The sequence below is a fragment of the Serratia sp. szju genome (genome assembly GCF_044594185.1).
Lineage (GTDB): Bacteria > Pseudomonadota > Gammaproteobacteria > Enterobacterales > Enterobacteriaceae > Serratia > Serratia bockelmannii.
Genome location: NZ_CP172576.1, coordinates 2,759,656 through 2,786,435 on the forward strand (window position 1 = coordinate 2,759,656; position 26,780 = coordinate 2,786,435).

At 61.0% G+C, this 26,780-nt stretch carries 28 protein-coding genes; 17 read left to right on the forward strand and 11 right to left on the reverse strand.

Annotated features, from left to right (window positions below; all coding sequences use genetic code 11):
* Positions 1-52 precede the first annotated feature (52 nt).
* Positions 53-934 (reverse strand): N-acetylmuramoyl-L-alanine amidase AmiA, encoded by an 882-nt coding sequence (gene amiA / locus RE418_RS13045; protein WP_043140361.1) that lies wholly within the window; start codon positions 932-934, stop codon positions 53-55.
* 204 nt (positions 935-1,138) lie between these two features.
* Here amiA and RE418_RS13050 point away from each other — a divergent pair, with 204 nt between their 5' ends.
* Complete coding sequence (locus RE418_RS13050; RefSeq protein WP_004936504.1) at positions 1,139-1,564, forward strand: GNAT family acetyltransferase; 426 nt, start codon at positions 1,139-1,141, stop codon at positions 1,562-1,564.
* A 42-nt stretch (positions 1,565-1,606) separates the two neighbouring features.
* Here RE418_RS13050 and RE418_RS13055 read toward each other — a convergent pair whose 3' ends face one another.
* Complete coding sequence (locus RE418_RS13055; RefSeq protein WP_025303791.1) at positions 1,607-2,005, reverse strand: YgiW/YdeI family stress tolerance OB fold protein; 399 nt, start codon at positions 2,003-2,005, stop codon at positions 1,607-1,609.
* Between the two features lie 175 nt (positions 2,006-2,180).
* Between RE418_RS13055 and RE418_RS13060 the strand changes: the two genes are divergently transcribed.
* The 10 genes from RE418_RS13060 (at position 2,181) to RE418_RS13105 (ending at position 11,716) form a co-directional block, all read left to right on the forward strand.
* Positions 2,181-2,645 (forward strand): DUF2919 domain-containing protein, encoded by a 465-nt coding sequence (locus RE418_RS13060; protein WP_025303790.1) that lies wholly within the window; start codon positions 2,181-2,183, stop codon positions 2,643-2,645.
* Positions 2,646-2,801: 156 nt separating this feature from the next.
* A complete protein-coding gene (locus RE418_RS13065) occupies positions 2,802-3,389 on the forward strand; it encodes an RpoE-regulated lipoprotein (RefSeq protein WP_089181188.1) in 588 nt (195 codons plus the stop codon).
* A gap of 182 nt (positions 3,390-3,571) precedes the next feature.
* Positions 3,572-4,471 (forward strand): Dyp-type peroxidase, encoded by a 900-nt coding sequence (locus RE418_RS13070; RefSeq protein WP_004936493.1) that lies wholly within the window; start codon positions 3,572-3,574, stop codon positions 4,469-4,471.
* Between the two features lie 201 nt (positions 4,472-4,672).
* Positions 4,673-5,695 (forward strand): sulfate ABC transporter substrate-binding protein, encoded by a 1,023-nt coding sequence (locus tag RE418_RS13075; RefSeq protein WP_033652562.1) that lies wholly within the window; start codon positions 4,673-4,675, stop codon positions 5,693-5,695.
* Positions 5,696-6,535: a sulfate/thiosulfate ABC transporter permease CysT gene (gene cysT / locus RE418_RS13080; RefSeq protein WP_025303788.1), complete on the forward strand. Its 840-nt coding sequence runs from the start codon at positions 5,696-5,698 to the stop codon at positions 6,533-6,535.
* Positions 6,535-7,410: a sulfate/thiosulfate ABC transporter permease CysW gene (gene cysW / locus RE418_RS13085; RefSeq protein ID WP_025303787.1), complete on the forward strand. Its 876-nt coding sequence runs from the start codon at positions 6,535-6,537 to the stop codon at positions 7,408-7,410. Before cysT ends, cysW begins: the two co-directional genes overlap by 1 nt.
* Positions 7,400-8,488, forward strand: a complete 1,089-nt coding sequence (gene cysA / locus RE418_RS13090; RefSeq protein ID WP_025303786.1) for a sulfate/thiosulfate ABC transporter ATP-binding protein CysA — start codon at positions 7,400-7,402, stop codon at positions 8,486-8,488. Before cysW ends, cysA begins: the two co-directional genes overlap by 11 nt.
* Positions 8,489-8,569: 81 nt before the next feature.
* Entirely contained in the window at positions 8,570-9,451 is an 882-nt protein-coding gene (cysM, locus tag RE418_RS13095) for a cysteine synthase CysM (RefSeq protein WP_025303785.1), read from the forward strand.
* Positions 9,452-9,703: 252 nt separating this feature from the next.
* On the forward strand, positions 9,704-10,384 hold the full coding sequence (locus RE418_RS13100; protein ID WP_049294915.1) for a response regulator transcription factor: 681 nt from the start codon (positions 9,704-9,706) through the stop codon (positions 10,382-10,384).
* Positions 10,385-10,390: 6 nt separating this feature from the next.
* Positions 10,391-11,716 carry an ATP-binding protein gene (locus RE418_RS13105; protein ID WP_089181186.1) on the forward strand — a complete coding sequence of 442 codons (1,326 nt, stop codon included), beginning with the start codon at positions 10,391-10,393 and terminating at the stop codon, positions 11,714-11,716.
* A 75-nt stretch (positions 11,717-11,791) separates the two neighbouring features.
* Here RE418_RS13105 and crr read toward each other — a convergent pair whose 3' ends face one another.
* The 5 genes from crr to cysZ all read right to left on the reverse strand — a co-directional run bounded on the left by crr (position 11,792) and on the right by cysZ (position 16,694).
* Entirely contained in the window at positions 11,792-12,301 is a 510-nt protein-coding gene (crr, locus tag RE418_RS13110) for a PTS glucose transporter subunit IIA (protein ID WP_004936467.1), read from the reverse strand.
* A gap of 49 nt (positions 12,302-12,350) precedes the next feature.
* Entirely contained in the window at positions 12,351-14,078 is a 1,728-nt protein-coding gene (gene ptsI / locus RE418_RS13115) for a phosphoenolpyruvate-protein phosphotransferase PtsI (RefSeq protein WP_025303782.1), read from the reverse strand.
* Positions 14,079-14,124: 46 nt separating this feature from the next.
* Positions 14,125-14,382, reverse strand: coding sequence for a phosphocarrier protein Hpr (gene ptsH, locus RE418_RS13120; RefSeq protein WP_004936458.1), 258 nt, complete (start codon positions 14,380-14,382; stop codon positions 14,125-14,127).
* Positions 14,383-14,781: 399 nt separating this feature from the next.
* Positions 14,782-15,750, reverse strand: coding sequence for a cysteine synthase A (gene cysK / locus RE418_RS13125; protein WP_004936453.1), 969 nt, complete (start codon positions 15,748-15,750; stop codon positions 14,782-14,784).
* 185 nt (positions 15,751-15,935) lie between these two features.
* A complete protein-coding gene (cysZ, locus tag RE418_RS13130) occupies positions 15,936-16,694 on the reverse strand; it encodes a sulfate transporter CysZ (protein WP_025303781.1) in 759 nt (252 codons plus the stop codon).
* A gap of 221 nt (positions 16,695-16,915) precedes the next feature.
* On the opposite strand from cysZ, the gene zipA reads away from it, so the two are divergent.
* From zipA to RE418_RS13145, 3 genes are all read left to right on the forward strand, one after another.
* Positions 16,916-17,932 carry a cell division protein ZipA gene (gene zipA, locus RE418_RS13135; RefSeq protein ID WP_043140339.1) on the forward strand — a complete coding sequence of 339 codons (1,017 nt, stop codon included), beginning with the start codon at positions 16,916-16,918 and terminating at the stop codon, positions 17,930-17,932.
* 79 nt (positions 17,933-18,011) lie between these two features.
* Complete coding sequence (gene ligA, locus RE418_RS13140) at positions 18,012-20,033, forward strand: NAD-dependent DNA ligase LigA (protein WP_049209341.1); 2,022 nt, start codon at positions 18,012-18,014, stop codon at positions 20,031-20,033.
* Positions 20,033-20,248 (forward strand): DUF3820 family protein, encoded by a 216-nt coding sequence (locus RE418_RS13145; RefSeq protein WP_004936441.1) that lies wholly within the window; start codon positions 20,033-20,035, stop codon positions 20,246-20,248. Before ligA ends, RE418_RS13145 begins: the two co-directional genes overlap by 1 nt.
* A 27-nt stretch (positions 20,249-20,275) precedes the next feature.
* Here the strand turns inward: RE418_RS13145 and RE418_RS13150 are convergent, their stop codons facing one another.
* The gene (locus RE418_RS13150; RefSeq protein ID WP_047574159.1) at positions 20,276-21,268 is read right to left on the reverse strand and encodes a bile acid:sodium symporter family protein; all 993 of its coding nucleotides are present in this window, start codon (positions 21,266-21,268) and stop codon (positions 20,276-20,278) included.
* A 96-nt stretch (positions 21,269-21,364) separates the two neighbouring features.
* Here RE418_RS13150 and RE418_RS13155 point away from each other — a divergent pair, with 96 nt between their 5' ends.
* On the forward strand, positions 21,365-22,285 hold the full coding sequence (locus RE418_RS13155) for a LysR family transcriptional regulator (RefSeq protein WP_399675131.1): 921 nt from the start codon (positions 21,365-21,367) through the stop codon (positions 22,283-22,285).
* A 1-nt stretch (position 22,286) separates the two neighbouring features.
* Here RE418_RS13155 and RE418_RS13160 read toward each other — a convergent pair whose 3' ends face one another.
* Positions 22,287-22,754, reverse strand: a complete 468-nt coding sequence (locus tag RE418_RS13160; protein WP_089181184.1) for a FlxA-like family protein — start codon at positions 22,752-22,754, stop codon at positions 22,287-22,289.
* A 52-nt stretch (positions 22,755-22,806) separates the two neighbouring features.
* A complete protein-coding gene (locus RE418_RS13165; RefSeq protein WP_049205395.1) occupies positions 22,807-23,355 on the reverse strand; it encodes a nucleotidyltransferase family protein in 549 nt (182 codons plus the stop codon).
* A 159-nt stretch (positions 23,356-23,514) separates the two neighbouring features.
* Between RE418_RS13165 and RE418_RS13170 the strand changes: the two genes are divergently transcribed.
* Both RE418_RS13170 and eutC read left to right on the forward strand, forming a co-directional pair.
* Positions 23,515-24,900: an ethanolamine ammonia-lyase subunit EutB gene (locus RE418_RS13170; RefSeq protein ID WP_060433805.1), complete on the forward strand. Its 1,386-nt coding sequence runs from the start codon at positions 23,515-23,517 to the stop codon at positions 24,898-24,900.
* Entirely contained in the window at positions 24,897-25,688 is a 792-nt protein-coding gene (gene eutC, locus RE418_RS13175) for an ethanolamine ammonia-lyase subunit EutC (protein ID WP_043140316.1), read from the forward strand. The genes RE418_RS13170 and eutC overlap by 4 nt, the downstream gene beginning before the upstream one ends.
* Here the strand turns inward: eutC and RE418_RS13180 are convergent.
* Positions 25,667-26,569, reverse strand: a complete 903-nt coding sequence (locus tag RE418_RS13180; protein ID WP_301480032.1) for a LysR family transcriptional regulator — start codon at positions 26,567-26,569, stop codon at positions 25,667-25,669. The two genes, eutC and RE418_RS13180, sit on opposite strands and share 22 nt — an antisense overlap.
* Between the last annotated feature and the right edge of the window lie 211 nt (positions 26,570-26,780).

A 26,780-nucleotide genomic window follows, 5' to 3' on the forward strand; every position in this document is an offset into this window, starting at 1 on the left:
AGCGTCTGGCTGAACAAGGCGCTGAGTATACTCTTATTCGCCGCCCGCGGCATCAGCGGGGTTTGCGCTGGTGGGCGTCGAAGTAGTCGAAGAAGTTGACGATGCCGTCCGCGATGGCGCGGGCGATTTTCTCGCGAAACGCGGTGGTGCCCAGCAGCCGCTCTTCGTTCGGGTTGGTGATGAACGAGGTTTCCACCAGCACCGAGGGAATGGACGGGGATTTCAACACCGCGAACGCCGCCTGTTCGGTGCTGTCGCTGTGCAGATGGTGCACCGGGCGAATTTGGCCGAGCACGTGGCGGCCGAGCGTCAGGCTGTTGTTGATGGTGTCGGTTTGCACCAGATCGAACAGCACCTGCTGCAGGTAGTTGTCCTGATCCTTGTACTTGCCGCCCGCCACGTCGTCGGCGGCGTTTTCACGGTTGGACAGGTAGCGCGCCATGGCGCTGCTGGCGCCGCGGTTGGAGAGGGCGAACACCGAAGCGCCGGAGGCCGACGGGCTGGTAAAACCGTCGGCGTGAATCGAAATGAACAGATCGGCCTGGTGCTGGTGGGCGATCTCCACCCGCTGGAACAGCGGAATGAACTCGTCTTCTTCGCGCGTCAGGCGCGCCTCGACGTGGTCATGCTCATGCAGAAAACGGCGCACGTGGTTGGCGATTTCCAGCACGATGTGTTTTTCCTGCGAACCTTCGTGGCCGACCGCGCCCGAGTCAATGCCGCCGTGGCCAGGATCGATCATCACCCGCTTTTTGCCGCCGGCCGGTTTCGCCGCCGGTTTGCTGTGCTGATTGCGCAGCATGCCTTCCGCCTTGGCGCTGTGGCTTTTCACGCCGAACAGCGCGACCGCCAGGCCGGAAAGCAAAAGTTGGCGTCGCGTCGGGGAAACGGCAAGCGGCTTAAAATTGAGGAATTGTTTACCCTGCTTTTTCATTACGCAACGCTCCATCGACGTTTCTATTTTGCGACGTTATATCGTATTGATAATCATTAATCGACCCGATAACTATTTCCATTTATTACGCCTGTTACCGGCGATTTCCGGGTAAATAGCGCGGTAAATCGCAGTTTGATATTGCGTAAGTGAATAATCACGCGATAATCAGATAAACACCTTAATTAACAGCGGCCAACATCGATGGAAATTCGCGTATTTCGACAAGACGACTTTGAAGAAGTCATTACCCTGTGGGAGCGCTGCGATCTGCTGCGGCCCTGGAACGATCCGGAAATGGACATCGAGCGCAAGCTGAACCACGATCCTGAGCTGTTCCTGGTGGCGGAAGTCGGCGGCGAAGTGGTCGGTTCGGTGATGGGCGGCTATGACGGCCACCGCGGCTCGGCGTATTACCTCGGGGTGCATCCCGACTATCGCGGACGCGGCATCGCCAATGCGTTGATCAATCGTCTGGAGAAGAAGCTGATCGCCCGTGGCTGCCCGAAGATCCAGATTATGGTGCGCGAAGACAACGACACGGTGGTCGAGATGTACGAGAAGCTCGGCTACGAGATCCAGGGCATCACCAGCCTGGGCAAGCGGCTGATCGAAGATCAGGAATATTGATCGCGCGTCGGGCGGCGGTGTTGCACCGCCCGACGCAGTGCATTACGGCAGCTTTTTGACGGTTTTCACGTCCACTTCGAGGCTGTTCCAGTCTTTATCCACTTTGCCTTCCAACTGCACCTTGTCTTTCGGCGTAACGGTTTGGCCGTTCCAGCGTTTGCGATCGATATCGACCGTCAGGGTGCCGGTGGCGTCGCGGAAAGTATAGGTTTCGTCGCCGATGCGCTGCTCGATGTTGCCCTGCAGCATCACCCAGGTGTCGTCGCTCAGCGATTTCACCTTGTCCACGGTGGTCAGCGCTGCGCTGGGGCCGGCGAAACCACCTTGTGCGGTGGTTTGCGTTTGGGCCTGCGGCGCGGCCGGATCGAGGAACCCGCCTTGTTGCGCCAGTACCGGTGCGCTGCACAGCGCGATCAGAGCGGCCAGAGTCAGTTTTTTCATGTTGCGCTTCCTTATTGTTATCGAAAATCACATCCCGCTGATATCGGGTTGCTTGCTTAGTGATAAGCATTAAAACACGCCGATCTTAAGAGCTTCTTAAGCCGACATATTGAAATTCCCATCGCCGGCGCCCATCTGTAGCCATAGTCTTTATTCTGTTGGCAAGGAACGATCGTTGAAGCCATTCTCACCCCGGTTTTCCCCGGACGATTACGACCAGCACGGCGCGCTGCGACTGCCGCTGGGATTTTGGGCCGTGCTGATTCTGCAGGCGCGCACCTGGCTGCTGTTCGTGATGGCCGGCGTTTCGCGTGAACAGGGCGAAAGCTTGCTGGCGCTGTTTTATCCGGATACCCAACGTTTTTGGTACGGCATGTTGCTCGGCTTGCCGGCAGCGCTGGCGTTTTTGCTGAGCGGTCGTCGCCATCAATGGCCGCGGCTGTGGCGCGGCTGGCGCTGGGGGCTGGTTATCTCCGTGCTGGCGTCGCTCTGCGGCGCGTTGTTCAGCCTGTGGCGCCAGGACGGCGATGCGCCGGGGCTGGAACTGACGCTGGCGCTGCTCGATGCGCTCGCGCTGAGCTATCTGCTGTTGAATGCGCGTCTGAAAGCCTGTTTCGCGCCGGCGGAGCACGCCGACTAATTGCCGAGAAGTGCGGCACTTTTCGCATTTTCCGCACTCCAAGCTGGCAACCGTTGGCGTAGTGCGGGCCGTTGTGAGAGGCTGGCACGCAGCAAAACGCCGAGTGCGGCAGGGGCGGGTTACCGCCCCGTGCCATTGATGTTTAAGGAGCTAGAGATGAATATTCGCCCCCTGCTGTTAGGGCTTCCGCTGTTATTGACCGGCTGTTCGAGCATGTCCAATTTCTCCTGGTCCAGCCTGTCGCCGTTCAACTGGTTCGGCAGCAGCCTGGAGGTCGGCGCCAAGGGCGTCGGCAAGCTCAACGCCGGCACGCCGATGTCGGAAAGCGCCATCAACGACGGGCTGGACGGCAACTACCGTCTGCGCGGCGGCATGGCGACCAACAACGGCCAGATCGTCTCTTACTACCAGGCGCTGTCCGGCGACGAGGTGAAGCTGGTGATCACCGGCGAACCGAAGGGGCGCCTGCAGCAGGTGGACGTGCTGGATCCGAAAGTGGCGACGGAGTGGGGCAACAAGCTCGGCACGCCGTTCGGCGACATGTACAGCAAGGCGTTCGGCTCCTGTAAACCGGGCAGCGGCGAAGACGCCGGTAAAGTGGAGTGCGTGGCGGAGCAGAGCAAGTACGTCACCTACATCTTCAGCGGCAAGTGGGCCGGGGCGCAGGATATCATTCCGCCGGACGACACCCTGAAAAGTTGGACGGTCAGCAAAATCATTTGGCACGCCAAGCCGCAGCAGTAACTCGTTCAACGGGCGCCGGTTCCCGGCGCCTGCTTGTCCAAATCATTACCCCTATTTTCTTTGCGCTGCTGCAAGGCAATCGCCCGTGCTTGCGGTATGATAGCGCGCGTTTGTAACAGGGAACCCGCGCGTCAACCGCCATACCTTACCTGTTGCCGGATTCTGGTATCGAGGATAACAACATGACACAGGTTCAGAGCGGCATTTTGCTGGAGCACTGCCGTTTCGCCATTTTTATGGAAGCTAGCGTACAGGGCGAATTCGCCGACTTGCGCCAGGGCTGCAAGCAGTTTTGTCAGACGCTGAGCGAGCTGCAGCAGCAGTTCCCCGATGCGCGCCTTGGCGCGGTGATCGCTTTCGGCTACGACGTTTGGCACGATCTCTCCAGCGGCCAGGGGGCGAAAGAGCTGAAGCCGTTCACGCCGCTTGGCAAAGGGCTGGCGCCGGCCACCCAACGCGATATGCTGATCCACATCCAGTCGCTGCGTCACGACGTCAACTTCACGCTGGCGCAGGCCGCGCTGGCAGCGTTCGGCAACGTCATCAAAATTGAAGAAGAAACCCACGGTTTCCGTTGGGTGGAAGAGCGCGATCTGAGCGGCTTCATCGACGGCACCGAAAACCCGCAGGGCGATCAGCGCCCGGCAGTGGCGACGATCGCCGAAGGCGAAGAGGACGCAGGCGGCAGCTACGTGCTGGTGCAACGTTACGAGCACAACCTGCGCCAGTGGCAGCGCTTTACCACCGAGCAGCAGGAGCAGATCATCGGCCGCACCAAGCACGACAGCGAAGAACTGCCTGCGGATCAGCGCCCGGATACCTCCCATGTCAGCCGCGTCGATCTGAAAGAGAATGGCAAGGGCCTGAAAATTCTGCGCCAGAGCTTGCCTTACGGCACCGCCAGCGGCAAGCACGGCCTGTTCTTCATTGCCTATTGCGCGCGCCTGCACAATATCGAGCAGCAGCTGCTAAGCATGTTCGGCGATCTGGACGGCAAACGCGACGCGATGCTGCGTTTCAGCCGTGCGGTCACCGGCAGCTACTACTTTGCGCCATCGCTAACGCGCCTGCTGTCACTTTGACGCCGTTGCCGAAGCCGGTGCGCCCGGCTTCGGCCCGTTTTTCCGTCCCGAAAACGCCTCGCATTCCCTGCCTTATAGCGTTTGATGCTTGTAAATCACCAAACGGTATATAAAAGCGTTACAGCTCCGCACCGAGTTATAAATACACTGGTCGTCAATAAGGCGAAAGCCTGAAGGAATGACTCAGTGATAAGGTGCAGAATGAAACAAAACCGGGTTAAAAATCTCGTGCTGAAAGGTTGGCTGGCGGCTGCGCTGTTGGCGAGCGGCGCCGCGTCGGCGGCGGAATTGCTGAACAGCTCTTATGACGTTTCCCGTGAATTGTTCGTCGCGCTGAATCCCGGCTTTGAACAGCAGTGGAATCAACAGCATCCGAACGACAAGCTGACCATCAAACAATCGCACGCCGGCTCGTCGAAGCAGGCGCTGGCGATCCTGCAGGGCCTGCGTGCCGACGTGGTGACTTACAACCAGGTCACCGATGTACAGATCCTGCACGATCGCGGGCAGCTGATCCCGGCGGACTGGCAGTCGCGCCTGCCGAACAACAGCTCGCCGTTCTATTCCACCATGGCGTTTCTGGTGCGCAAGGACAACCCGAAGGGCATCCACACCTGGAACGATCTGGTGCGTGACGACGTGAAACTGGTGTTCCCGAACCCGAAAACCTCCGGCAACGGCCGTTATACCTATCTGGCCGCCTGGGGCGCCGCCAGCCAGGCCGACGGCAATGATGCGGCCAAGACTCGCGCCTTCATGACCCGTTTCCTGAAGAACGTGCTGGTGTTCGATACCGGCGGCCGCGGCGCGACCACCACCTTCGTCGAGCGCGGTTTGGGCGACGTGCTGATCAGCTTCGAGTCCGAAGTGAACAACATCCGCAAGCAATACGGTGAAGACAAGTACGAAGTGATCGTGCCGCCGGTCGATATTCTGGCGGAGTTCCCGGTGGCCTGGGTCGACAAAAACGTCGCGCGCAACGGCACCGAACAGGCGGCCAAAGCCTATCTGAACTATCTCTACAGCCCGGCGGCGCAGCAGGTGATCACCAGCTTCTACTACCGCGTGTATGACCAGAAAGCGATGGCGGCGGCCAAGGGGCAATTCCCGGACACCCAACTGTTCCGGGTGGAAGATCAATTTGGCGGCTGGCCGCAGGTGATGAAAACCCATTTCGCCACCGGCGGCGAGCTGGATCAGCTGTTAGCGGCAGGGCGCAAGTAAATGTTGGCGTTGTCGTCCAGTAAGCGGGTGCTGCCCGGATTTGGCCTCAGCCTCGGCAGCAGCCTGTTTTATACCTGTTTGATCCTGCTGCTGCCGCTCAGTGCGTTGGTGATGCAGCTGGCGCAGATGAGCCTGGCGCAATATTGGGAAGTGATAGCCAACCCGCAGGTGGTGGCGGCGTATAAAGTGACGCTGCTGGCGGCCGGCGTTGCCAGCCTGTTCAATGCGGTGTTCGGCATGCTGATGGCCTGGATCCTGACGCGCTACCGTTTTCCCGGCCGTTCGCTGCTGGATGGCCTGATCGATCTGCCGTTCGCGCTGCCGACGGCGGTGGCCGGCCTGACGCTGGCGGGGCTGTTTTCTACCACCGGCTGGTACGGTCAGTGGCTGGCGCACTTCGACATCAAGGTTACCTTTACCTGGCTCGGGATCGCGGTAGCGATGGCGTTCACCAGCCTGCCGTTTGTGGTGCGCACCGTGCAGCCGGTGCTGGAAGAGCTGGGGCCGGAATACGAAGAGGCGGCCGAGACGCTGGGCGCCACGCGCTGGCAGAGTTTTCGCCGCGTGGTGCTGCCCGAGGTGGCGCCGGCACTGCTGGCCGGCACCGCCATCTCCTTTACCCGTAGCCTGGGCGAGTTCGGCGCGGTGATTTTCATCGCCGGCAACATCGCCTGGAAGACGGAAGTGACCTCGCTGATGATTTTTGTGCGTTTGCAGGAGTTCGATTACCCGGCTGCCAGCGCCATCGCCTCGGTGATCCTGGCGGCGTCGCTGCTGCTGCTGTTCAGCATTAACGTATTGCAAAGCCGCTTCGGCAGACGTTTGGGAGGAGGGCACTGATGGCTGATGTTTCCGCCTTCAACGGCGCCGAGCGCCCACGCGTTAACTGGGGCAAGTGGACGCTGATCGCCATCGGAACGCTGTTCTCGGTGCTGCTGCTGGTGGTGCCGATGATGTCGATTTTCGCCGAGGCCTTTTCCAAAGGATTCGGCGCGATGTGGAGCAACTTGCTCGATCCGGACATGCTGCACGCCATTTGGCTGACGGTCTTGATCGCGCTGATTACCGTGCCGTTTAACCTGGTGTTCGGCACGTTGCTGGCGTGGCTGGTGACGCGTTTCACCTTCCCCGGCCGCCAGCTGCTGCTGACGCTGATCGATATCCCGTTCGCCGTTTCACCGGTGGTGGCGGGGCTGATTTACCTGCTGTTTTACGGCAGCAACGGCCTGCTGGGCGGCTGGCTGGATGCGCATAACATCCAGATCATGTTCTCCTGGCCGGGCATGGTGTTGGTGACTATTTTCGTCACCTGTCCCTTCGTGGTGCGCGAGCTGGTGCCGATGATGCTCAGCCAGGGCAGCCAGGAAGACGAGGCCGCCATTCTGCTGGGGGCGTCCGGCTGGCAGATGTTCCGCCGCGTGACGCTGCCCAATATTCGCTGGGCGCTGCTGTATGGCGTGGTGCTGACCAACGCACGCGCCATCGGCGAGTTCGGCGCGGTGTCGGTGGTGTCCGGTTCGATTCGCGGAGAAACCTACAGTCTGCCGCTGCAGGTCGAGCTGTTGCAGCAGGATTACAACACCGTCGGTTCCTTTACCGCTGCCGCGCTGTTGACCCTGATGGCGATCGTTACCCTATTTTTGAAGAGTGCGCTGCAGTGGCGTCTGGAACGTCAAAACGCGCGTCTCGAGCGGGAGGAAAATCATGAGCATTGAGATTAACGGCATCAACAAGTACTTCGGTCGCACCAAGGTATTGAACGATATCTCGCTCGATATTGCTTCCGGCGAGATGGTGGCGCTGCTCGGGCCGTCCGGTTCCGGCAAGACCACGCTGCTGCGCATCATCGCCGGGCTGGAAAGCCAGAGCGGCGGCAAGCTGGGCTTCCACGGCACCGACGTCAGCCACATGCATGCACGCGACAGGCGCGTGGGTTTCGTGTTTCAGCACTATGCGCTGTTCCGCCACATGACGGTGTTCGACAACATCGCCTTCGGCCTGACCGTGCTGCCACGCCGCGAGCGGCCGAACGCCGCGGCGATCAAACAGAAAGTCACTCAGTTGCTGGACATGGTGCAGCTTGGCCATTTGGCCAATCGCTACCCGTCGCAGCTGTCCGGCGGCCAGAAACAGCGCGTGGCGCTGGCGCGCGCCCTGGCGGTGGAACCGCAAATTCTGCTGCTGGACGAGCCGTTTGGCGCGCTGGATGCGCAGGTGCGTAAAGAGCTGCGTCGCTGGCTGCGCCAACTGCACGAAGAGCTGAAGTTCACCAGCGTATTCGTCACCCACGATCAGGAAGAGGCGATGGAAGTGGCCGACCGCATCGTGGTGATGAGCCAGGGTAATATCGAACAGGTTGGCTCGCCGGAGGAGATTATGCGCGAGCCGGCCAGCCGCTTCGTGCTGGAATTCATGGGGGAAGTGAACCGCCTGAACGGCGAAATTCGCGGCTCCCAGCTGTTCGTCGGCGCGCATCAGTGGCCGCTGTCGTTCCAGCCGATGCACCAGGGCAGCGTCGATCTGTTCCTGCGCCCGTGGGAAATGGAAGTGGCGACCGAAAGCAGCGAACGTTGCCCGCTGCCGGTTCAGGTGCTGGAAGTCAGCCCGCGCGGCCATTTCTGGCAGCTGACGGTGCAGCCGATCGGCTGGCATCAGGAACCGATAAGCATAGTGCTGCCGGAAGGCAACGCCACGCCGGTGCGCGGCGGCCGTTATTACGTCGGCAGCCTCAATGCGCGGCTGTATGCCGGCGATCAACTGCTGCAACCTGTTGCGTTAGCCAAAAGCGCCTGATAGGTTTTAACAGCCCTTTTTTTCAAGGCAACCCCAGGGTTGCCTTTTTACTTTACGCACACCAACACACAGGCAAAGATCGTGACAACGCTCGAACAATGCATCGGGAATACCCCGCTGGTAAAACTGCAACGGCTGGCCGCCCAGGCGGGCAGCGAAGTATGGGTCAAACTGGAAGGCAATAACCCGGCGGGATCGGTGAAGGATCGCGCCGCGTTGGCGATGATCCAGCAGGCGGAGCTGCGCGGGGAGATCAAGCCCGGCGACGTGCTGATCGAGGCTACCAGCGGCAACACCGGCATTGCACTGGCGATGATCGCTGCATTGAAAGGCTATACGCTGAAGCTGCTGATGCCGGAGAACATGAGCCTGGAACGGCAGGCGGCGATGCGCGCCTACGGTGCGGAACTGATCCTGGTCAGCCGTGAGCAGGGGATGGAAGGGGCGCGCGATCTGGCGTTGGAGATGCAGCGCCAGGGGCAGGGCAAGGTGCTGGATCAGTTTAACAATCTCGACAATCCTTATGCCCACTTCACCACCACTGGCCCGGAGATCTGGCGCCAGACCGAAGGGCGCATCACGCACTTCGTTTCCAGCATGGGCACCACCGGCACCATTACCGGCGTGGGCGGTTACCTGAAGAGCCAGAATCCGCAGGTGCAGATCGTCGGCCTGCAGCCGGCGGAGGGCAGCAGCATCCCCGGCATTCGCCGTTGGTCGCCTGCTTACCTGCCGGGGATTTTCCGCCCGGAGCTGGTGGATCAGGTGTTGGATATCGAACAGGGCGATGCCGAGCAGACCATGCGCCAGTTGGCGCAGCGTGAAGGCATTTTCTGCGGCGTCAGCTCCGGCGGTGCGGTAGCCGGCGCCTTGCGCATCGCGGCGGCCCACCCTGGCAGCGTCGTGGTGGCGATCGTTTGCGATCGCGGCGACCGTTACCTCTCTACCGGCGTGTTCGACTGATCGCTCCTTCCCGGCGGTGTGTTCCGTCGGGAGAATCTTTCCCCCTTTCCTTTCGACAGACGGCAGCCCCGCTTGCGTGGTAGCTGCCGCTTGCTCGTGCGCCAATGCCATGACTGAAGTAGAGAAATTGCGCGGCAGCGGCCACAATAACGGTGGAGAGACGCCAAGAGCGATGTGTAAGGATTGAGTAAAACCGGCTGCGGGCCGGCGAAATTGGCGGGAAAATAACGAAAATCGGTGAAGGAGCAAGGCATGAAAATTTTACTGGTCGACGATGACCTGGAGCTTGGCACCATGCTGAGCGAATACCTGACCGGCGAAGGCTTCGATGCCACGCTAGTGCTGACGGGCAAGGCGGGGATAGAGGGCGCGCTGTCGGGCGACTATACCGCGATGATCCTCGACATCATGCTGCCGGACATGAGCGGCATTGACGTGCTGCGGGACGTACGTAAAAAGAGCCGGCTGCCGATCATCATGCTGACCGCCAAAGGTGACAACATCGATCGGGTGATTGGCCTGGAGATGGGCGCCGACGATTACATGCCCAAACCGTGCTACCCGCGCGAATTGGTGGCGCGTCTGCGCGCGGTGCTGCGCCGTTTCGAAGAGCGGCCGCAAGAGGCGGACGACGAAGCCGCTATCAGCTTCGGCGAGCTGACGCTGAACCCTTCAACCCGCAGCAGCGAATGGCGCGGTAAGGCGTTTGATCTGACCGCTTCGGAATTCAATCTGTTGGAGCTGTTGCTGCGCGCGCCGGATCGCGTGGTGTCGAAGGACGAGCTGTCCGAGAAGGGGCTGGGGCGCCCGCGTGAGGCCTATGACCGCAGCGTGGACGTGCACATCAGCAATATTCGCCAGAAGCTGAGCGCGTTGGCCGGCAGTAAGCTCAGCATCGAGACGGTACGCAGCATCGGCTATCGCATCCGGTAACCTGATATGCGCGGAAGACTGTTCTGGAAAATTTTACTCGGCTTTTGGTTGACCTTCCTCATCATGACGCAGGCGCTGTGGGTGGCGTTTTCTCTTTATGGCGATCGTTATGTGCCGCCGGAGAACGCCATGGCGCGGCGGGTCATTGGCCTGCAACTGACCTCCGCCGCCACCCAGTTGCGCAGCGGCGGTATGCCGGCGCTGGAAGCCCTGATGCGCGACTGGCCCGAGGACGACAGGCATCTGCTGTCGGTTACGCCGATGACCCAACCGCCGCCGCCCGCGCCGGAAGAACCGGTGTTTGAGGGGCGTCGTATGCCGAAAGCGATTTCCGCCTGGGTGCAGACCGGGGAAGGGCAAGGTTACTGGCTGAGCTATGACGTGCGCGGGCTGCGGGAAGAGTATCGGCCGGAGCGGCGTTCCCACTTCTTCAACATTCCTGCGCCGATGCTGTGGGTCGGCGGGCTGGGCGGTTTGCTGTTCAGCGCCGTGCTGGCCTGGAACCTGACCCGGCCGATGCGTCAGCTGCGCGGCGGCCTGGATCGGGTGGCGCAGGGCGATCTGTCGGTGCGGCTGTTCCCGAACATGCGGCGCCGCCATGACGAGCTGTCCGACGTGGCGCGCGATTTCGACACCATGGCCGAGCGGCTGGAACTGCTGGTTAGCGCCCGCGAGCAGTTACTTCATGACGTTTCGCACGAGCTGCGTTCACCGCTGGCGCGCCTGCAGCTGGCGATTGGCCTGGCGCGGCAGAATGCCGGTAACGTCGAAGCCTCGCTCAAACGTATCGAACACGAGTCGGGGCGGCTGGACAAAATGATCGGCGAGCTGCTGGCGTTGTCGCGTACCGAACACAGTAGCCTGCCGGACGAGGAGTACTTCGATCTGTACGGCCTGGTGGATGCGGTGGTGAGTGATGCACGCTACGAGGCGCAGGTGCCCGGCGTGGATATCGTGCTGCAGGCCGAGTCGGACGTGGAGTACACCGTCAAGGGCAATGCGGAACTGATGCGGCGAGCGGTGGACAACATCGTGCGCAATGCGCTGCGCTTTTCCAGCCACGGCCAGCGGGTGACGGTGGCATTGACGCGCGTCGATAACCAGTTCCAGATCGCGGTCAGCGATCAGGGGCCGGGGGTTGAGGAGGCGAAGCTGTCGAGCATTTTCGATCCGTTCGTACGCGTGAAGTCGGCCCTGTCGGGCAAGGGTTACGGCCTGGGGCTGGCGATTACCCGCAAGGTGGTATTGGCGCACGGCGGCCAGGTTGAGGCGCGCAACGGCGACAGAGAGGGGCTGGTCATTACCCTGCGTATCCCGCGCTGGTCGTCATAACGTAGTGAGATTGGGATACGACGAAGGGGATAAAAAAACGGCGCCGAGGGCGCCGTTTTTCTTGCTCATCCGCGCTTACTTCTTGATGCGGATGATCGGGGTTTCGCCAACGGTCACGCTGCCGGACAGTTTGATCAGCTCTTTGATCTCGTCCATGTTGGAGATAACGACCGGCGTCAGGGTAGACTTGGCTTTCTCTTCCAGCAGTGGCAGGTTGAACTCGATAACCACGTCACCTTTCTTGACGCGCTGACCTTCTTCGGCGATGCGTTTGAAGCCTTCGCCTTTCAGTTCTACGGTATCGATGCCGAAGTGGACGAACAGCTCAATGCCGCTGTCGGATTCGATAGAGAATGCATGGTTGGTTTCGAAAATCTTACCGATGGTGCCGTCAACCGGAGCAACCATTTTGTTACCGGCCGGTTTGATGGCGATACCGTCGCCAACGATTTTTTCAGCGAACACTACGTCCGGCACATCTTCGATATTGACGATTTCGCCAGAAAGGGGAGCGACGATCTCGATAGTGCCCGTGTCTTTCTTGTCATCAGAAACCAGAGATTTCAGTTTATCGAACAAACCCATGATCTTCTCCTAAGCATTAAATTGGGCGGCGTTCCAGTGTCGTGGAAGTTTAGCAGAGCGTTTTTTCTTCGATGAATTTATTGACGCAATTCATCAGGTCTTGTGCCGTTGGCTGTGCCAAGGCCTGCGCTGCCAACGCCTTCACATCTTCGAAATTCGTGTTACGAATAATTTTCTTGATGCGCGGGATTGAAATCGCACTCATGCTGAACTCATCCAGCCCCATGCCCAATAACAACAGTGTAGCACGCTCATCGCCAGCCAGTTCGCCGCACATGCCGGTCCACTTGCCTTCTGCGTGAGATGCATCAATAACCTGTTTGATCAGGCTAAGTACTGATGGGGACATCGGGTTATAGAGATGAGAAATCAGCTCGTTGCCGCGATCTACCGCCAGAGTATACTGGGTTAGATCGTTTGTCCCAATACTAAAGAAGTCGACTTCTTTCGCCAGGTGGTGAGCGATGACCGCCGCAGCCGGTGTTTCCACCATCACGCCCACCTCGATGCTCTCGTCAAACGCCTTGCCTTCTTCGCGCAGCTGCGCCTTCAGCGTCTCGATTTCGCCTTTCAGATCGCGCACTTCTTCCACGGAGATGATCATCGGGAACATGATGCGCAGTTTGCCGAACGCCGAGGCGCGCAGGATGGCGCGCAGCTGGGCGTGAAGGATTTCACGGCGGTCCATCGCGATGCGGATGGCGCGCCAGCCGAGGAACGGGTTCTCTTCCTTCGGCAGGTTCATGTACGGCAGGTCTTTGTCGCCGCCGATGTCCATGGTGCGGACGATCACGGCCTGCGAGCCCATGGCTTCCGCCACGGCTTTATAAGCCTGGAACTGCTCGTCTTCGGTCGGCAGCGAGTCACGGTCCATGAACAGGAATTCGGTACGATACAGGCCGACGCCTTCCGCGCCGTTGCGCTCTGCACCCGCGACGTCGCGCACGGTGCCGATGTTGGCGCAGACTTCAACCTGATGGCCGTCCAGCGTAATCGCCGGCAGGTCCTTCAGCTTGGCCAGATCGTTTTTCTCGGTGATGTATTGGTTCTGGGCGGCTTTCAGCTGATCGATAACGTCAGCGGTCGGGTTAACGTAAATTTTGTTGTTAACCGCATCCAGAATCAGGTAGTCGTCGTTTTTCACCTGCTTGGTCACGTCGCTGGTACCGACGATCGCCGGCAGCTCCAGGGAGCGCGCCATGATAGAGGTGTGGGAGGTGCGGCCGCCGAGATCGGTAATGAAGCCCAGCACTTTGTCCAGGTTCAGCTGCGCGGTCTCGGACGGGGTCAGATCGGTGGCCACCAGGATCACTTCGTCCTGAATGGAGCCCAGATCGACGATCGGCATGCCCAGAATGTTTTGCAGCAGGCGTTTGCCGATGTCGCGCACGTCGGCGGCGCGTTCTTTCAGGTATTCGTCGTCCAGCTCTTCCAACGCTTTTGCCTGACCTTCGATCACGGTGTAGGCGGCGGCGTCTGCGGAGGCCAGATCGTCTTTGATTAGGGCTATGATTTCCTGCTCAAGCTCTTCGTCTTCCAGCAACATGATGTGGCCTTCGAAGATAGCTTCCTTCTCTTCGCCGAAGGTTTCGCCAGCTTTGGTCTTGATCGCTTCCAGCTGTTCGGACGCTTTTGCGCGGCCGGCCAGAAAACGCGAGACTTCCTGCTCTACTTGATCAGCAGAGATTTTTTTCCGGTTGATGACGATGTCGTCTTCTTTCAGCAAGAGAGCCTTACCAAAAGCGATGCCCGGTGATACTAAAATGCCTGAAATCATAACCCTACCTTACTCTTGACTGGTGTTAACTAAAAAGACGGGCCGATTACTCAAGCTCTGCCATCAGTTTTACCAAGTGCTCAACGGCTTTCTGCTCGTCTTCACCTTCAGCTGAGATGGTCACTACGGTCCCTTGAGTCAGCCCCAGAGTTTGCAGTTTGAACAGGCTTTTAGCGCTGGCGCTTTTGCCGTTGGAGGTCACGGTGATGTCAGACGTGAAGCCTTTGGCTTCTTTAACGAACTGAGCGGCAGGGCGAGTATGCAGACCATTCGGAGCGGTAATAGTAACTTCTTGCTGGAACATTGATGTTTCCCCAACTTATTGGATTAATGTTGTGGAGTTAAAGTTTAGCCCAGGGGCCTGACTTTAACTTGTCTGGTTATAGCGCCTGACTATGGACAGGGGCGAACGTTGATGCAACAGAAAACGACGCGTTAGGCACTTCAGATCAAAAAACTCGGCTTTAGACGTCGTTCCAATCCGCTCCCCATTATGCCCGATTCGCCGCGTCGGCGACAGATGAGTAAATCGATTCAGCCTTGACCGTGCTCGGAGAGTGATTAATTTTGCGCATCGAAATAATGCAACGTTAAATACTAAAGGCGACGGGCAAAAGCAATCTTGGACTGCTATAAAGTTTGATCCAGTCCACAAAAAAGCACCCCGCAGGGTGCTTTTTTAGCGATTTGTGCAGTTGCGGAATTACTGCTGCAATTCCTGCTCGGTGAACAGATCGGCGAACAGCGCGGTGCTGAGATAACGTTCGCCGGAAGAGGGCAGGATGACCACGATAGTCTTGTCGGCGAACGCCGGTTCTTCGGCCAGTTTCACCGCCGCCGCGACCGCTGCGCCGGAGGAGATGCCCGCCAGGATGCCTTCTTCGTCCATCAGACGACGCGCCATGCTGATGGCTTCGTCGTTGGAGACTTTCTCGACGCGATCCACCAGGTCAAGATCGAGGTTGCCCGGAATGAAGCCGGCGCCGATGCCCTGGATCTTGTGCGGGCCCGGTTTCAGCTCTTCACCGGCCAGCGCCTGGCTGATGACCGGCGAGTCGGTCGGCTCGACCGCCACGGTGGTGATGGCCTTGCCTTTGGTGTTCTTGATGTAGCGGCTGACGCCGGTCAATGTGCCGCCGGTGCCGACGCCGGAGATGAACACGTCGACTTCCCCATCGGTGTCTTCCCAGATTTCTGGGCCGGTGGTTTTTTCATGGATGGCCGGGTTGGCCGGGTTGCTGAACTGCTGCAGGATCAGGTAGCGGTTCGGATCGGTCGCGACGATCTCTTCGGCTTTGGCGATGGCGCCTTTCATGCCTTTCGCCCCTTCGGTCAGCACCAGATTGGCGCCCAGCGCCTTGAGCAGCTTGCGGCGCTCGATGCTCATGGTTTCCGGCATGGTCAGCGTCAGCTTGTAACCGCGCGCAGCGGCGACGAAGGCCAGCGCGATGCCGGTGTTGCCGCTGGTCGGCTCCACCAGTTCCTTGCCGGCGGTCAGCACGCCGCGTTGTTCCGCATCCCAAATCATATTGGCACCGATGCGGCATTTGACGCTGAAGCTCGGGTTGCGTGATTCAACCTTGGCCAGAATGCGTCCGTTGCCGATACGGTTCAGACGAACCAGCGGCGTATGGCCGATTGTTAATGAGTTGTCTTCATATATCTTGCTCATAGCCCGTCCTTTAACTCTATGAAAATGTGGGGAACATCGAAAGCATACGCTAACAGTACCGGCAGGGAAGTAAAGAATTGGTATATCTATATGTTATTAGGAAATAAGTTTTAAGCACAATGATAAGGGCGCGAAATGCGCGCCCTGTCGAAAATTCCCGCGCTGTCGGCGGTAAAAAACAGCGATTATCGGACGAATTGCGTGCGATAACGATCGACCCACATCGCGGTGGCGCCGCAGACGGCGACCGGCAGGATCACCAGGTTGAGGATCGGGATCATGGTAAAGAGGCTGACCAGCGCGCCGAACTGCAGATTGTCGGTTTTGTGCTGGCGCAAAGCGCGGCGCATGTCGGCAAAGCTCACCTTGTGGTTGTCGAACGGGTAGTCGCAATACTGGATCGCCAGCATCCAGGCGCTGAACAGGAACCACAGCACCGGCGCCACCGTCTGGCCGATGCCGGGCACGAAGTACAGCGCCAGCAGCAGCAGCGCGCGCGGCAGGTAATACATTAGCTTGCGCCATTCGCGCGCCATGATGCGCGGCAGATCTTTGGCGATGCCGAGCAGGCCGGTGTCCGGCAGCGGTTTGCCGGTCAGGCTGCCTTCGAGCTGCTCGGCCAGCAGGCCGCAGAACGGCGCGGCGATCAGATTGGTGATAGTGCTGAATAGATAGCTGAACACCAGCAGCACCGAAATGACCGCCAGCGGCCACAGCAGGTAGCTCAACCATTGCAGCCAGTCGGGAACGTGGCTCATCATCGCCGGGATCCAATCGCCAAGCCGGCTGAACAGCCACCAGAAAGCGGAGCCCATCAGCAGCACGTTGACCAGCAACGGCAGGACCACATAGCGTTTAATCCCCGGGCGCGAAATCAGGCGCCAGCCTTCGGCGAAATAGTGAATGCCGCTGGTCGAGCGGGAAGGGAGCTGCGTATAGGACATATCTTAAGTTATCTCGTTGTCTGAACAGGCATCATTATCATATAGGGATGATTTTCCACTGGCTAGGGTAGGGTTGGCTGAAAAACCAGCAGAAAAAGGCAGTATAATCATCTTTATTGGCATAAAGTTCAGCACGGACTTGCACTTGTGTGCGCGGGCAAATAGAGTTAAAGAGTGAATGTTTGCCGCGGTGGCAATGTATTGGAACAACAGAGATAGCAATGATGCAGGATTTGCGTCTGATATTAATCGTTGTTGGCGCGATCGCCATAATAGCGCTGTTATTGCACGGTCTGTGGACCAGTCGCAAAGAACGGTCAGCGCTCTTCCGCGATCGCCCAGCCAAACGTTCCCAAAAGGAACGTGAACAAACTCCGATCGACGATCTCGAAGAAGGCGTCGGTGAGGTGCGCGTACGCGCCGCTCACCCGCAAGACGAGCCGTCATTCGGCCATTTCGATGCCGCACGCGAAGAACCCGTGGCCGCGCCGAAGCCCGCTCCGGCGGCTGCGCCAGCGCCCCACGCCGTTCAGCCGGCTGCCCATCAGACGCCGCCTCCGCTGTCTCAGCGGCCGGAATATGATGATATCCTGCTGAACAACTACGCGCCGGACGAAGAACAGGCCGAACCGCAGCAACCGCAACCGGCCGTGCGCCGTGAGCCGCGCGTCGACGATCTGCCGCATGAACATGAGGCGCCGCAGGGGGCAGAACCGGCATTCCACGCCGAACCGGCTCCTGTGCAGCAAGCGCCGGAAGTGAAGCCTGCGCCGGAACCTGCACCGCAGCCTGCGGCTGCGCCAATTCAGGCTAAGCTGAAAGAGACCGTGCTGGTGCTGCACGTCGCGGCCCATCAGGGCGGCGTGATCGGCGGCGAAGTGCTGCTGCAGAGCGTGTTGCAGGCGGGCTTCCAGTTTGGCGAGATGGGCATCTTCCACCGCCATATCAGCCCGGCCGGCAGCGGCCCGGTACTGTTCAGCCTGGCGAACATGGTCAAGCCGGGGTCGTTCGATCCTGACATGATGTCCGATTTCTCCACGCCGGGCGTGTCGATGTTCATGATGGTGCCGTCTTACGGCGACGCCAATCAGAACTTCAAGCTGATGCTGCAGTCGGCGCAGCGCATCGCCGACGACGTGGGCGGCGTGGTGCTGGACGACGAGCGCCGCATGATGACGCCGCAGAAGCTGGAAACCTACAAAGCGCGTATCCGTGAAGTGTTGGAAAACAACGCCTGACCGGGTTGCCGCGCGCACTGAACATCCGTAACAACAAAGCCCCCGCTAGCCGGGGGTTTTTTATCTTTGATGGTGAGCCATGGAATCGATAATCCAACAAATCAATCAACTACGAGCCACATTGCGCCATCATGAATACCAGTATCATGTGCTGGATGCGCCCGAAGTGCCGGATGCGGAATATGACCGCCTGATGCGTGAGCTGCGCGAGCTCGAGAGCGCGCATCCGGAGCTGATCACCGCCGATTCGCCGACCCAGCGCGTGGGCGCGGCGCCGCTTGCGGCGTTCGACCAGGTGCGTCACGAAGTGCCGATGCTGTCGCTGGACAACGTGTTCGACGAAGAAAGTTTCCTGGCGTTTTACAAGCGCGTGCAGGACAGGCTCAAAAGCAGCGATCCGCTGACCTTCTGCTGCGAACTGAAGCTGGATGGCCTGGCGGTCAGCCTGCTGTATGAAGACGGCGAACTGGTGCGCGCGGCGACGCGCGGCGATGGCACCACCGGGGAGAACATCACCACCAACGTGCGCACTATTCGCGCCATCCCGCTGCGCCTGACCGGCGACAACATCCCGCGCCGGCTGGAAGTGCGCGGCGAAGTGTTCATGCCGCAGGCCGGTTTTGAACAGATGAACGAAGAGGCGCGGCGCAAAGACGGCAAGGTGTTTGCCAATCCGCGCAACGCCGCCGCCGGTTCGCTGCGCCAGCTCGATCCGCGCATTACCGCTAAACGGCCGCTGACCTTCTTCTGCTACGGCGTCGGCCTGCTGGAAGGCGGCGAGCTGCCGCGCAGCCACTTTGAGCGCCTGATGCAGTTCAAGGCCTGGGGCCTGCCGGTTAGCGATCGCGCCCAGCGCCGCACCGGCAGCGAGGAAGTGCTGGCGTTTTATCGTCAGGTCGAGCAGGAACGCGCACAGCTCGGTTTCGACATCGACGGCGTGGTGATCAAGATTGACGACATCGATCTGCAGGAAACGCTGGGCTTTGTGGCGCGAGCACCGCGTTGGGCGACGGCGTTCAAATTCCCGGCCCAGGAGCAGATCACCGTGGTGCGCGAAGTGGAGTTTCAGGTTGGCCGCACCGGCGCGATTACGCCGGTGGCCCGCCTTGAGCCGGTGTTGGTGGCCGGGGTGACCGTCAGCAATGCCACCTTGCACAATGCCGATGAAATTGAGCGGTTGGGGCTGCGCATCGGCGATACGGTGATCGTGCGCCGCGCCGGCGACGTGATCCCGCAGGTGGTGGGGGTGCTGGAAGACCGCCGGCCGCAGGATGCGCGCGAAGTGGTGTTCCCGCTGCACTGCCCGGTGTGCGGCTCCGACGTTGAGCGCGTGGAAGGCGAAGCCGTGGCGCGCTGCACCGGCGGTCTTATCTGCGGCGCGCAGCGCAAAGAGGCGTTGAAGCATTTCGTTTCCCGCCGCGCGCTGGACGTTGAAGGCATGGGCGACAAGATCATCGAGCAACTGGTGGACAAGGAGTACGTGAAGAACCCGGCCGATCTGTTCCGGCTGTCCGCCGGCATTCTGACCGGTCTGGATCGCATGGGGCCGAAATCGGCGCAGAACCTGGTCAATGCGCTGGAGAAATCTAAACAGACCACCTTCGCCCGCTTCCTGTATGCGCTCGGCATTCGCGAGGTCGGCGAAGCGACCGCCGCCAACCTGGCGGCGCATTTCGGATCGCTCGAGAAGTTGTTCGCCGCTGACATCGAGGCGCTGAAAGAGGTGCCGGACGTCGGCGAAGTGGTGGCCAAACACACTCGCAACTTCCTCGATGAAGCGCTCAATCAGCAGGTGATCAACGAGCTGGTGGGCGCCGAGATCGGCATTCACTGGCCGGCGCCGGTGGTGGTGGCGGCGGAAGAGATAGACAGCCCGTTCGCCGGCAAAACCGTGGTGCTGACCGGCTCGCTGAGCCAGCTGTCGCGCGACGAGGCCAAAGATCGCCTGACGGCGCTGGGCGCCAAGGTCAGCGGCAGCGTGTCGAAGAAAACCGATCTGGTGATCGCCGGTGAGGCGGCCGGTTCCAAGCTGGCGAAGGCGCAGGAGCTGGGTATCGCCGTGATCGACGAAGCGGAGATGATCCGCTTGCTGGGTGAGTGATGGAAAAAGAAAACCTGCTGGAGATCGCCAATACCGTGATGCCGTTCGGCAAGTACCAAGGGCGGGTGCTGATCGATCTGCCCGAAGAGTACCTGCTGTGGTTCGCCCGCAAGGGCGAATTCCCCAAAGGCAAGCTCGGCATGCTGATGGAGATGACGCTGGCGATTAAAATCGAAGGGCTTGACCACCTGGTCAAGCCGCTGAAGAAAAGCTGAACTGACGGGCCTTGGCCCGTCTTTTTTTTACCCGCGCGACGCCTGCGCGTTGGGCACCGCCTGTTGCGCCTGCTGCTTGCGCTGATACCTTTTCGCCAATACCGCACAGGTCATCAGTTGCACCTGATGGAACACCATCAGCGGCAGCACCATGATCCCCACCGTCGCCGCCGGGAACAGGATATTGGCCATCGGAATGCCGTTCGCAAGGCTCTTCTTCGAACCGCAGAATACGATGGTGATCTCGTCTGCTTTGCTGAACCCCAGCCAGCGCGCCATGTAAGTGTTCACCACCAGCACGATCGCCAGCAGCACGATGCTGCCACCGACGATAAACGCCAGTGAGCCCATCCCTACCTGATGCCAGATGCCGTGCGTCACCGCCTCGCTGAAGGCGGCGTACACCACCAGCAGAATTGAAGTCTGATCGGTTTTACCGATAAGTGGCCGATGGCGTTCGATCCAGCCGCCGATCAGCGGCCGCAGCAGGTGACCGGCGACGAACGGCACCAGCAGCTGCAGCACGATCGAACCGACCTGCCGCAGGCCGCCGGTATCGCCGTGTACATTCATCAACAAGCCGACCAGCAGTGGCGACACGAAGATCCCGAGCAGGCTGGAGGCGGAAGCGCTGCATACCGCCGCCGCGACGTTGCCGCCCGCCAGCGAGGTGAAGGCGATGGCCGATTGCACGGTGGCCGGCAGGATGCACAGGTAGATGAAACCGGCGTACAGCTCGGGGCTGACGTCGATCGGCGCCCACCAGGCAAACAGCACGCCCAGCGCCGGAAAAATGATGAAGGTGCTGCACATCACCCACAGATGCAGCCGCCAGTTGTTGCTGCCGGCCAGGATGGCCTCGCGCGACAGCTTGGCGCCGTGCATGAAAAACAGCAGGGCGATGGCGGCGATGGTCAGGGCGTTGAGCCAGCCGACGAACTCGCCGCGCGCCGGCAGGAACGACGCCAGCAGCACGGTGGCGATCAGCGTCAGGGTAAAACGATCGGGCAGGAATCTCATGGCGATGCGCTCGGGTAGAAAATCGATGGGGCTATTCTCCCGCGCGGGCATATAATAATAAAATTGATTTATTTAATTCATCCATGAATAAAACACATGAATTACTCACTCAAACAGCTGCGGGTGTTCGTCGCCATCGCCCGCCACGGCAGCTTCAGCCGCGCCGGTGAGGCGATCGGCCTGACGCAATCGGCGGTCAGCCACAGCGTGAAAGAGCTGGAAGCGGAGGTCGGCGTGCGGCTGCTGGATCGCACCACGCGTGAAGTGGTGTTGACCGACGCCGGTCTGCGGTTGGCCAACCGGGTCGAGCGGCTGCTGGACGAGCTGCAGGCCGCGTTGCTGGATGCGCGCAGCTCTGGCGTACAGCGCAGCGGCACGGTGCGGGTGGCGACGAGCCAAACCATTTCCGCCCATCTGATGCCGCAGTGCATCGCCGCCGGCGAGCGTGAATATCCGGAGATCCGCATCATGCTGCGCGATCAGGCGCAGCAGCAGGTGCTGCACAGCGTGCGCAACGCCGAGGTGGATTTCGGCATCGTGGTCGATCCGGTACAGGCGGTGGATCTGGAGTGCGAAGCGGTGCTGCATGAACCTTTCCTGTTGCTGTGCCGCGACGATCATCCGTTCGCTGCGCAGCCGGCGGTGCGTTGGTCGGCGTTGAACGGTTGCCGCCTGGTGTTGCAGGATTATGCGTCGGGCAGCCGGCCGCTGATCGACAGTGCGCTGAGACAGCAGGGCGTGGAGGCGCAGGTGGTGCAGGAAATCGGCCATCCGGCCACGCTGTTCCCGATGGTGGCGGAGGGGATTGGCATCAGCATTTTCCCTGCGTTGGCGCTACCGTTGCCGGAAGGGGAGCGGCTCCGGGTGCGGCGGCTGGTGCCGGAAATTAACCGCGCGCTGATGCTGGTGCGGCGCAAGAACCGCTCACTGACGCCGGCGGCGGAGGCCATCTGGCAGGTGGCGCGTCAGCAGGCGGCGCTGCTGCAACAGCGCCGGCGGGAAAACGCGGCATATTGACTCAGATATAGACGTCCACCGCGTTGAGCGGCGTTGGGCGGTTTACGCCGTCGCCGGATTGCGCCGCGGCTTTTTCCATTTGCTCCTGCTGCTGCTTTTCCATTTCTTCTTTCTGGATGCGCGCGATCTCGGCCTGCAACATCTTGATCTGCGCTTCGATCAGCTGTTTCTGTTTTTCGATCTCTTTGGGGTCGGCGCTGGAGTCCTTCAGCTCCACCAGCTTTTGCTGCAGCGCCTGAATCTGCCGGTTTAGCGCCTTGATGCGCACCGAGGCGCGGCTTTCGTTGAGGTTAGCCGGTTCTTCATTGCCGTTGGCGCGTTCGTTTTTCTCCATCTTGCCGCCTTGCGGCTGGTTGTTGACCGGTTTGGCCATCAGCAATTCGCCCTGATGGCCCGGCGCGCTAAAGACGTTGCTGACGCCGGGAACGGTATTTTTGATCGGTACGATCATGGTGATGGTGGTCGACATGGATGCTCTCCCTGAGTCGGTATATCGCTGATCAGGGTATCGGCAGCGGCGGCTAAATCTTTACCTGCCGCAGACGCGGCCAGCGCAACAGCCAGCCTTTGTCGAGCACGCGCTGGGCATAGGCCGCGCGATCGCCGTTTTTCACGTTGAAGGTAATGGTGTCGTCGAACAGCGCCGCGAGCCCGAAAGGGGCGACCAGCGTGATGCTGTCGTCGGCGTTCAGACGCGCGCCGACCGCCGTTTCCACTTCAGTCCAGAAGCTGATGGCCTCTTCGCTGTTGCGGTAGGGCGCCCGGCCGCCGCGCAGGTGCATGCGCGCCTGATTCTTGACCGACCACGGCTGCGGCAGCCACTGTTGCAGCCGCGCCTCCAGCATGCGATCGCGTTCGGCGTCCGCCCGCTGCGCATCGAAGTGGATCACGTCGATATCGTTGAGCGGCGTGGGCTCCACATAGCCGTGGCGCCGATCCCACACCAGGTTACGCACAAAGCCGGCGCCGAGGCACCAGTCATTCAGGCCGAGCCGGCGCACGGTGCGCAGGGCGGCCATGCGCGCGCTATCTTGTTGCAGCCAGTCGATAATTTGCCGTTGCGGATCCATCACCCCTCCTGTTTTCGCGGCTACTGTAACCCGAAGCGGCGGCGGGTGAAATGGAGAGAAGCGTGATGGCGGCGATCGCGTGCAAAATAATTTTCTTTTCCCACTGACTACACTTGGTGCAGGGTTGTTATCTCGTCACTCGGGGCAAGGGAGGGGGCTATGTATCAGGCAACGGTGGGCCAACGCGGCTATCGCTTTGGCGATCTGCGCCAGCTGATGGCGAAGGCTTCGCCTGCACGCTCCGGCGATTATCTGGCGGAGGTGGCGGCGGAAAGCGCCGAAGAGCGCATGGCGGCGCGCATCGCGCTGGCGGATGTGCCGCTCAAGGCATTCCTGCAGCAGACGCTGGTGCCGTACGAGCAGGACGAGGTGACGCGCCTGATCATCGATAGCCACGACGCCGCCGCCTTTGAGCCCATCTCGCACCTCACGGTCGGCGATTTTCGCGACTGGTTGCTGAGCGAGCAGGCGGACAGCGCCATGCTGGCGCAGGTGGCCGCCGGCATTACGCCGGAGATGGCGGCGGCGGTAAGCAAGATCATGCGCAATCAGGATCTGATCCTGGTGGCGAAGAAATGCCGGGTGGTGACGCGCTTTCGCAATACGATTGGCCTGCCGGGCCACCTCAGCGTGCGGCTGCAGCCCAATCACCCGACCGACAGCCTGCAAGGCATCGCCGCCAGCATGCTGGACGGTTTGCTGTACGGCAGCGGTGATGCGGTGGTCGGCATCAATCCGGCCAGCGACAGCCTGCCGCTGCTGGAAAAGCTCAACTACATGCTGGACGACGTGATCCAGCGCTTCGCCATTCCCACCCAATCCTGCGTGCTGACCCATGTGACCAACACGCTGCGGCTGATGGAGCGCGGCGCGCCGGTGGATCTGGTGTTTCAGTCGATCGCCGGTACCGAAGCGGCCAATCGCGGTTTCGGCATCAGTCTGGCGCTGCTGGCGGAGGCGCAGCAGGCGGCGCTGAGCCTCAAGCGCGGCACGTTGGGCGATAACGTGATGTACTTCGAAACCGGGCAGGGCAGTTGCCTGTCGGCTAACGCGCATCACGGCGTCGATCAGCAGACCTGTGAGGCGCGTGCCTATGCGGTGGCGCGCCATTTCTCACCGCTGCTGATCAACACCGTGGTGGGGTTTATCGGCCCCGAATACCTGTATGACGGCAAACAAATTATCCGCGCCGGGCTGGAGGACCACTTCTGCGGCAAGCTGCTCGGCCTGCCGCTGGGTTGCGACGTCTGCTACACCAACCATGCCGAAGCCGATCAGGACGACATGGACACGCTGCTGACGCTATTGGCCGCCGCCGGGTTGACGTTCCTGATCGGCGTGCCGGGCGCGGATGACATCATGCTCAACTACCAAAGCACCTCGTTCCACGACGCGCTCTATATCCGAGAGCTGCTGGGGCTGAAGCACGCGCCGGAGTTCGCCGCCTGGCTGGCGGCGATGAACATCACCGACGAACGCGGGCGGCTGCGCGACGCCGCCGCCAATCACCCGCTGTTGCTGGCGCTGCAGGGAGAACGGACATGAGCAAACCGGTTCACGTCAACAGTTGGGATGCGCTGCGCGCCTTTACCGACGCGCGCATCGCGCTGGGGCGCACCGGCGCCAGTCTGCCGACCGACGAGCTGCTGCGCTTCGGCCTGGCCCATGCCCAGGCGCGCGACGCGGTGCATCAGCCTTTCGACAGCGAGCGGCTGGCGGCGGATCTGCACGATGCCGGTTGGCCCACGCTGGCGGTGCACAGCCAGGCTGGCGACCGCGCCGCCTACCTGCGCCGTCCGGATCTGGGGCGGCGATTGGCGCCGGATAGCCGCAGCCTGCTGCTTGGTTTACCGCCGCGCCGCGTCGATCTGCTGCTGGCGGTGGCGGACGGCCTCTCCTCCAAGGCGGTGCACCGCCAGGCGCTGCCGTTGCTGCAAGCGCTGCGGCCCTATCTCGATACGCTGGGGCTGACCGTGGCACCGGTGGTGCTGGCGCATCAGGCGCGGGTGGCGCTGGGGGATGAGATCGGTGAATGCCTGCAGGCCCGGGCGGTGGCGATGCTGATCGGCGAACGGCCGGGGCTGTCGTCGCCGGACAGTCTGGGCATCTATTTGACCTGGGGACCGAGCGCGCGCAGAACGGACGCCGAGCGCAACTGTATTTCCAACGTACGGCCCGAGGGGCTGGATTACCCGCAGGCGGCGTTCCGCCTGGCCTGGCTGCTGGAGCAGGCGTTCCAGCGGCGGCTGAGCGGCATCGAGCTGAAGGACGAGAGCGACAACCCGGCCCTGCATGGACGAGTGACGCCGCTTTACCCCCAGCTGGGCGGCTGACCGATGGTTTGCTGCAGCAGGGCAGTGAAGGCAGCCAGCCGGGCGGACACCTTCGCCATCGGGCGCAGCAGATAGATGCCTTGCTGCTCATGGCGCGGATCTTCCAGCATTTGCACCAGTTGCCCGTGCTGCACGTCCGGCCCCACCACCCAGTTGGGCAGAAAGGCGATGCCGAGCCCGAGCAGTGCGGCCTGACGCTGCGCGGTGAAGTCGTCGCAGCGCAGCGCCATGGTGCAGCGGCTCATCAGCGCCGCGTCGAGGATCTGCGCCCAGCAGGCCGGCTGCTGCTTGTGGTAGCGGGCGATCAGCCGGTGCTGCGGCAGCGCCTCCAGATCGCTCGGCAGGCCATAGCGGGCGACGTAGGCGGGGCTGGCGCACATTACCCAGCGTTGGGTGGCGATGCGGCTGGCGTACAGCGCGCTGTCCTTCTGCTCGCCGATGCGGATGGCGGCGTCCAGCCGTTCCTGGGTCGGATCGGTCTGGCGTTCGGTCAGATCGAGATCGACCCACAGCTGAGGGTACCGTTCCGCCAGCGTCGGCAGCAGCGGTAGCACATAGGTTTTGCCGAAGGTCGGCAGGCAGCTGATGCGCAGCGTGCCCTGCGGCGTTTCGTTCAGCGCGTTCAGCTCGGCGCGAAGGCCGGTAATGTCCGTCATCAGCGCGGCGGCGCGTGCCAGCAGCAGCTCGCCGGCGTCGGTCAGCAACAGGCCGCGGGTGGAGCGCACGAACAGCGTCGCACCGAGCGCGCTTTCCAGCGCATCGATATGGCGCACCAGCGAAGAAGGCACCATACCCAGCTGGCGCGCGGCGGCGGAAAAGCTGCCCAGGTGGGCCACGTCGAGAAAAATTGGCAGATGTTCTACATAGCGGGCGTCATTCATTTTTGCATTATATGCAAAAGCGTTTCTTATGAATACCCGCTTCTCTGCCGGCGGCGCGGCGGCTACTCTGGCTGCGGGTTGACGACGGGCTTCAACGCCGCCTTATCCCGGCCGTATAGAGAGAAAACGCATAAACCTCGCGGCGCTTAGCACTAAATAACAGATGTTTTTCCCAGGCTGCGCGAGCCGCCTGCGGAGTTGATAGTCGCTC

Excerpts from the sequence above, each read along its gene's own strand:
- RE418_RS13105 (WP_089181186.1), top strand. The coding sequence starts at position 10,391 with ATGCGCGGAAGACTGTTCTGGAAAATTTTACTCGGCTTTTGGTTGACC.
- RE418_RS13155 (WP_399675131.1), top strand. The coding sequence starts at position 21,365 with ATGAATTACTCACTCAAACAGCTGCGGGTGTTCGTCGCCATCGCCCGC.
- ptsH (WP_004936458.1), bottom strand. The coding sequence starts at position 14,382 with ATGTTCCAGCAAGAAGTTACTATTACCGCTCCGAATGGTCTGCATACT.
- cysK (WP_004936453.1), bottom strand. The coding sequence starts at position 15,750 with ATGAGCAAGATATATGAAGACAACTCATTAACAATCGGCCATACGCCG.
- cysT (WP_025303788.1), top strand. The coding sequence starts at position 5,696 with ATGTTGGCGTTGTCGTCCAGTAAGCGGGTGCTGCCCGGATTTGGCCTC.
- RE418_RS13100 (WP_049294915.1), top strand. The coding sequence starts at position 9,704 with ATGAAAATTTTACTGGTCGACGATGACCTGGAGCTTGGCACCATGCTG.
- ligA (WP_049209341.1), top strand. The coding sequence starts at position 18,012 with ATGGAATCGATAATCCAACAAATCAATCAACTACGAGCCACATTGCGC.
- RE418_RS13070 (WP_004936493.1), top strand. The coding sequence starts at position 3,572 with ATGACACAGGTTCAGAGCGGCATTTTGCTGGAGCACTGCCGTTTCGCC.
- RE418_RS13160 (WP_089181184.1), bottom strand. The coding sequence starts at position 22,754 with ATGTCGACCACCATCACCATGATCGTACCGATCAAAAATACCGTTCCC.
- RE418_RS13050 (WP_004936504.1), top strand. The coding sequence starts at position 1,139 with ATGGAAATTCGCGTATTTCGACAAGACGACTTTGAAGAAGTCATTACC.
- zipA (WP_043140339.1), top strand. The coding sequence starts at position 16,916 with ATGATGCAGGATTTGCGTCTGATATTAATCGTTGTTGGCGCGATCGCC.
- cysA (WP_025303786.1), top strand. The coding sequence starts at position 7,400 with ATGAGCATTGAGATTAACGGCATCAACAAGTACTTCGGTCGCACCAAG.
- RE418_RS13150 (WP_047574159.1), bottom strand. The coding sequence starts at position 21,268 with ATGAGATTCCTGCCCGATCGTTTTACCCTGACGCTGATCGCCACCGTG.
- eutC (WP_043140316.1), top strand. The coding sequence starts at position 24,897 with ATGAGCAAACCGGTTCACGTCAACAGTTGGGATGCGCTGCGCGCCTTT.
- RE418_RS13165 (WP_049205395.1), bottom strand. The coding sequence starts at position 23,355 with ATGGATCCGCAACGGCAAATTATCGACTGGCTGCAACAAGATAGCGCG.
- cysZ (WP_025303781.1), bottom strand. The coding sequence starts at position 16,694 with ATGTCCTATACGCAGCTCCCTTCCCGCTCGACCAGCGGCATTCACTAT.
- RE418_RS13055 (WP_025303791.1), bottom strand. The coding sequence starts at position 2,005 with ATGAAAAAACTGACTCTGGCCGCTCTGATCGCGCTGTGCAGCGCACCG.
- crr (WP_004936467.1), bottom strand. The coding sequence starts at position 12,301 with ATGGGTTTGTTCGATAAACTGAAATCTCTGGTTTCTGATGACAAGAAA.
- RE418_RS13145 (WP_004936441.1), top strand. The coding sequence starts at position 20,033 with ATGGAAAAAGAAAACCTGCTGGAGATCGCCAATACCGTGATGCCGTTC.
- RE418_RS13065 (WP_089181188.1), top strand. The coding sequence starts at position 2,802 with ATGAATATTCGCCCCCTGCTGTTAGGGCTTCCGCTGTTATTGACCGGC.
- RE418_RS13075 (WP_033652562.1), top strand. The coding sequence starts at position 4,673 with ATGAAACAAAACCGGGTTAAAAATCTCGTGCTGAAAGGTTGGCTGGCG.
- ptsI (WP_025303782.1), bottom strand. The coding sequence starts at position 14,078 with ATGATTTCAGGCATTTTAGTATCACCGGGCATCGCTTTTGGTAAGGCT.
- cysW (WP_025303787.1), top strand. The coding sequence starts at position 6,535 with ATGGCTGATGTTTCCGCCTTCAACGGCGCCGAGCGCCCACGCGTTAAC.
- RE418_RS13170 (WP_060433805.1), top strand. The coding sequence starts at position 23,515 with ATGTATCAGGCAACGGTGGGCCAACGCGGCTATCGCTTTGGCGATCTG.
- RE418_RS13180 (WP_301480032.1), bottom strand. The coding sequence starts at position 26,569 with ATGAATGACGCCCGCTATGTAGAACATCTGCCAATTTTTCTCGACGTG.
- amiA (WP_043140361.1), bottom strand. The coding sequence starts at position 934 with ATGAAAAAGCAGGGTAAACAATTCCTCAATTTTAAGCCGCTTGCCGTT.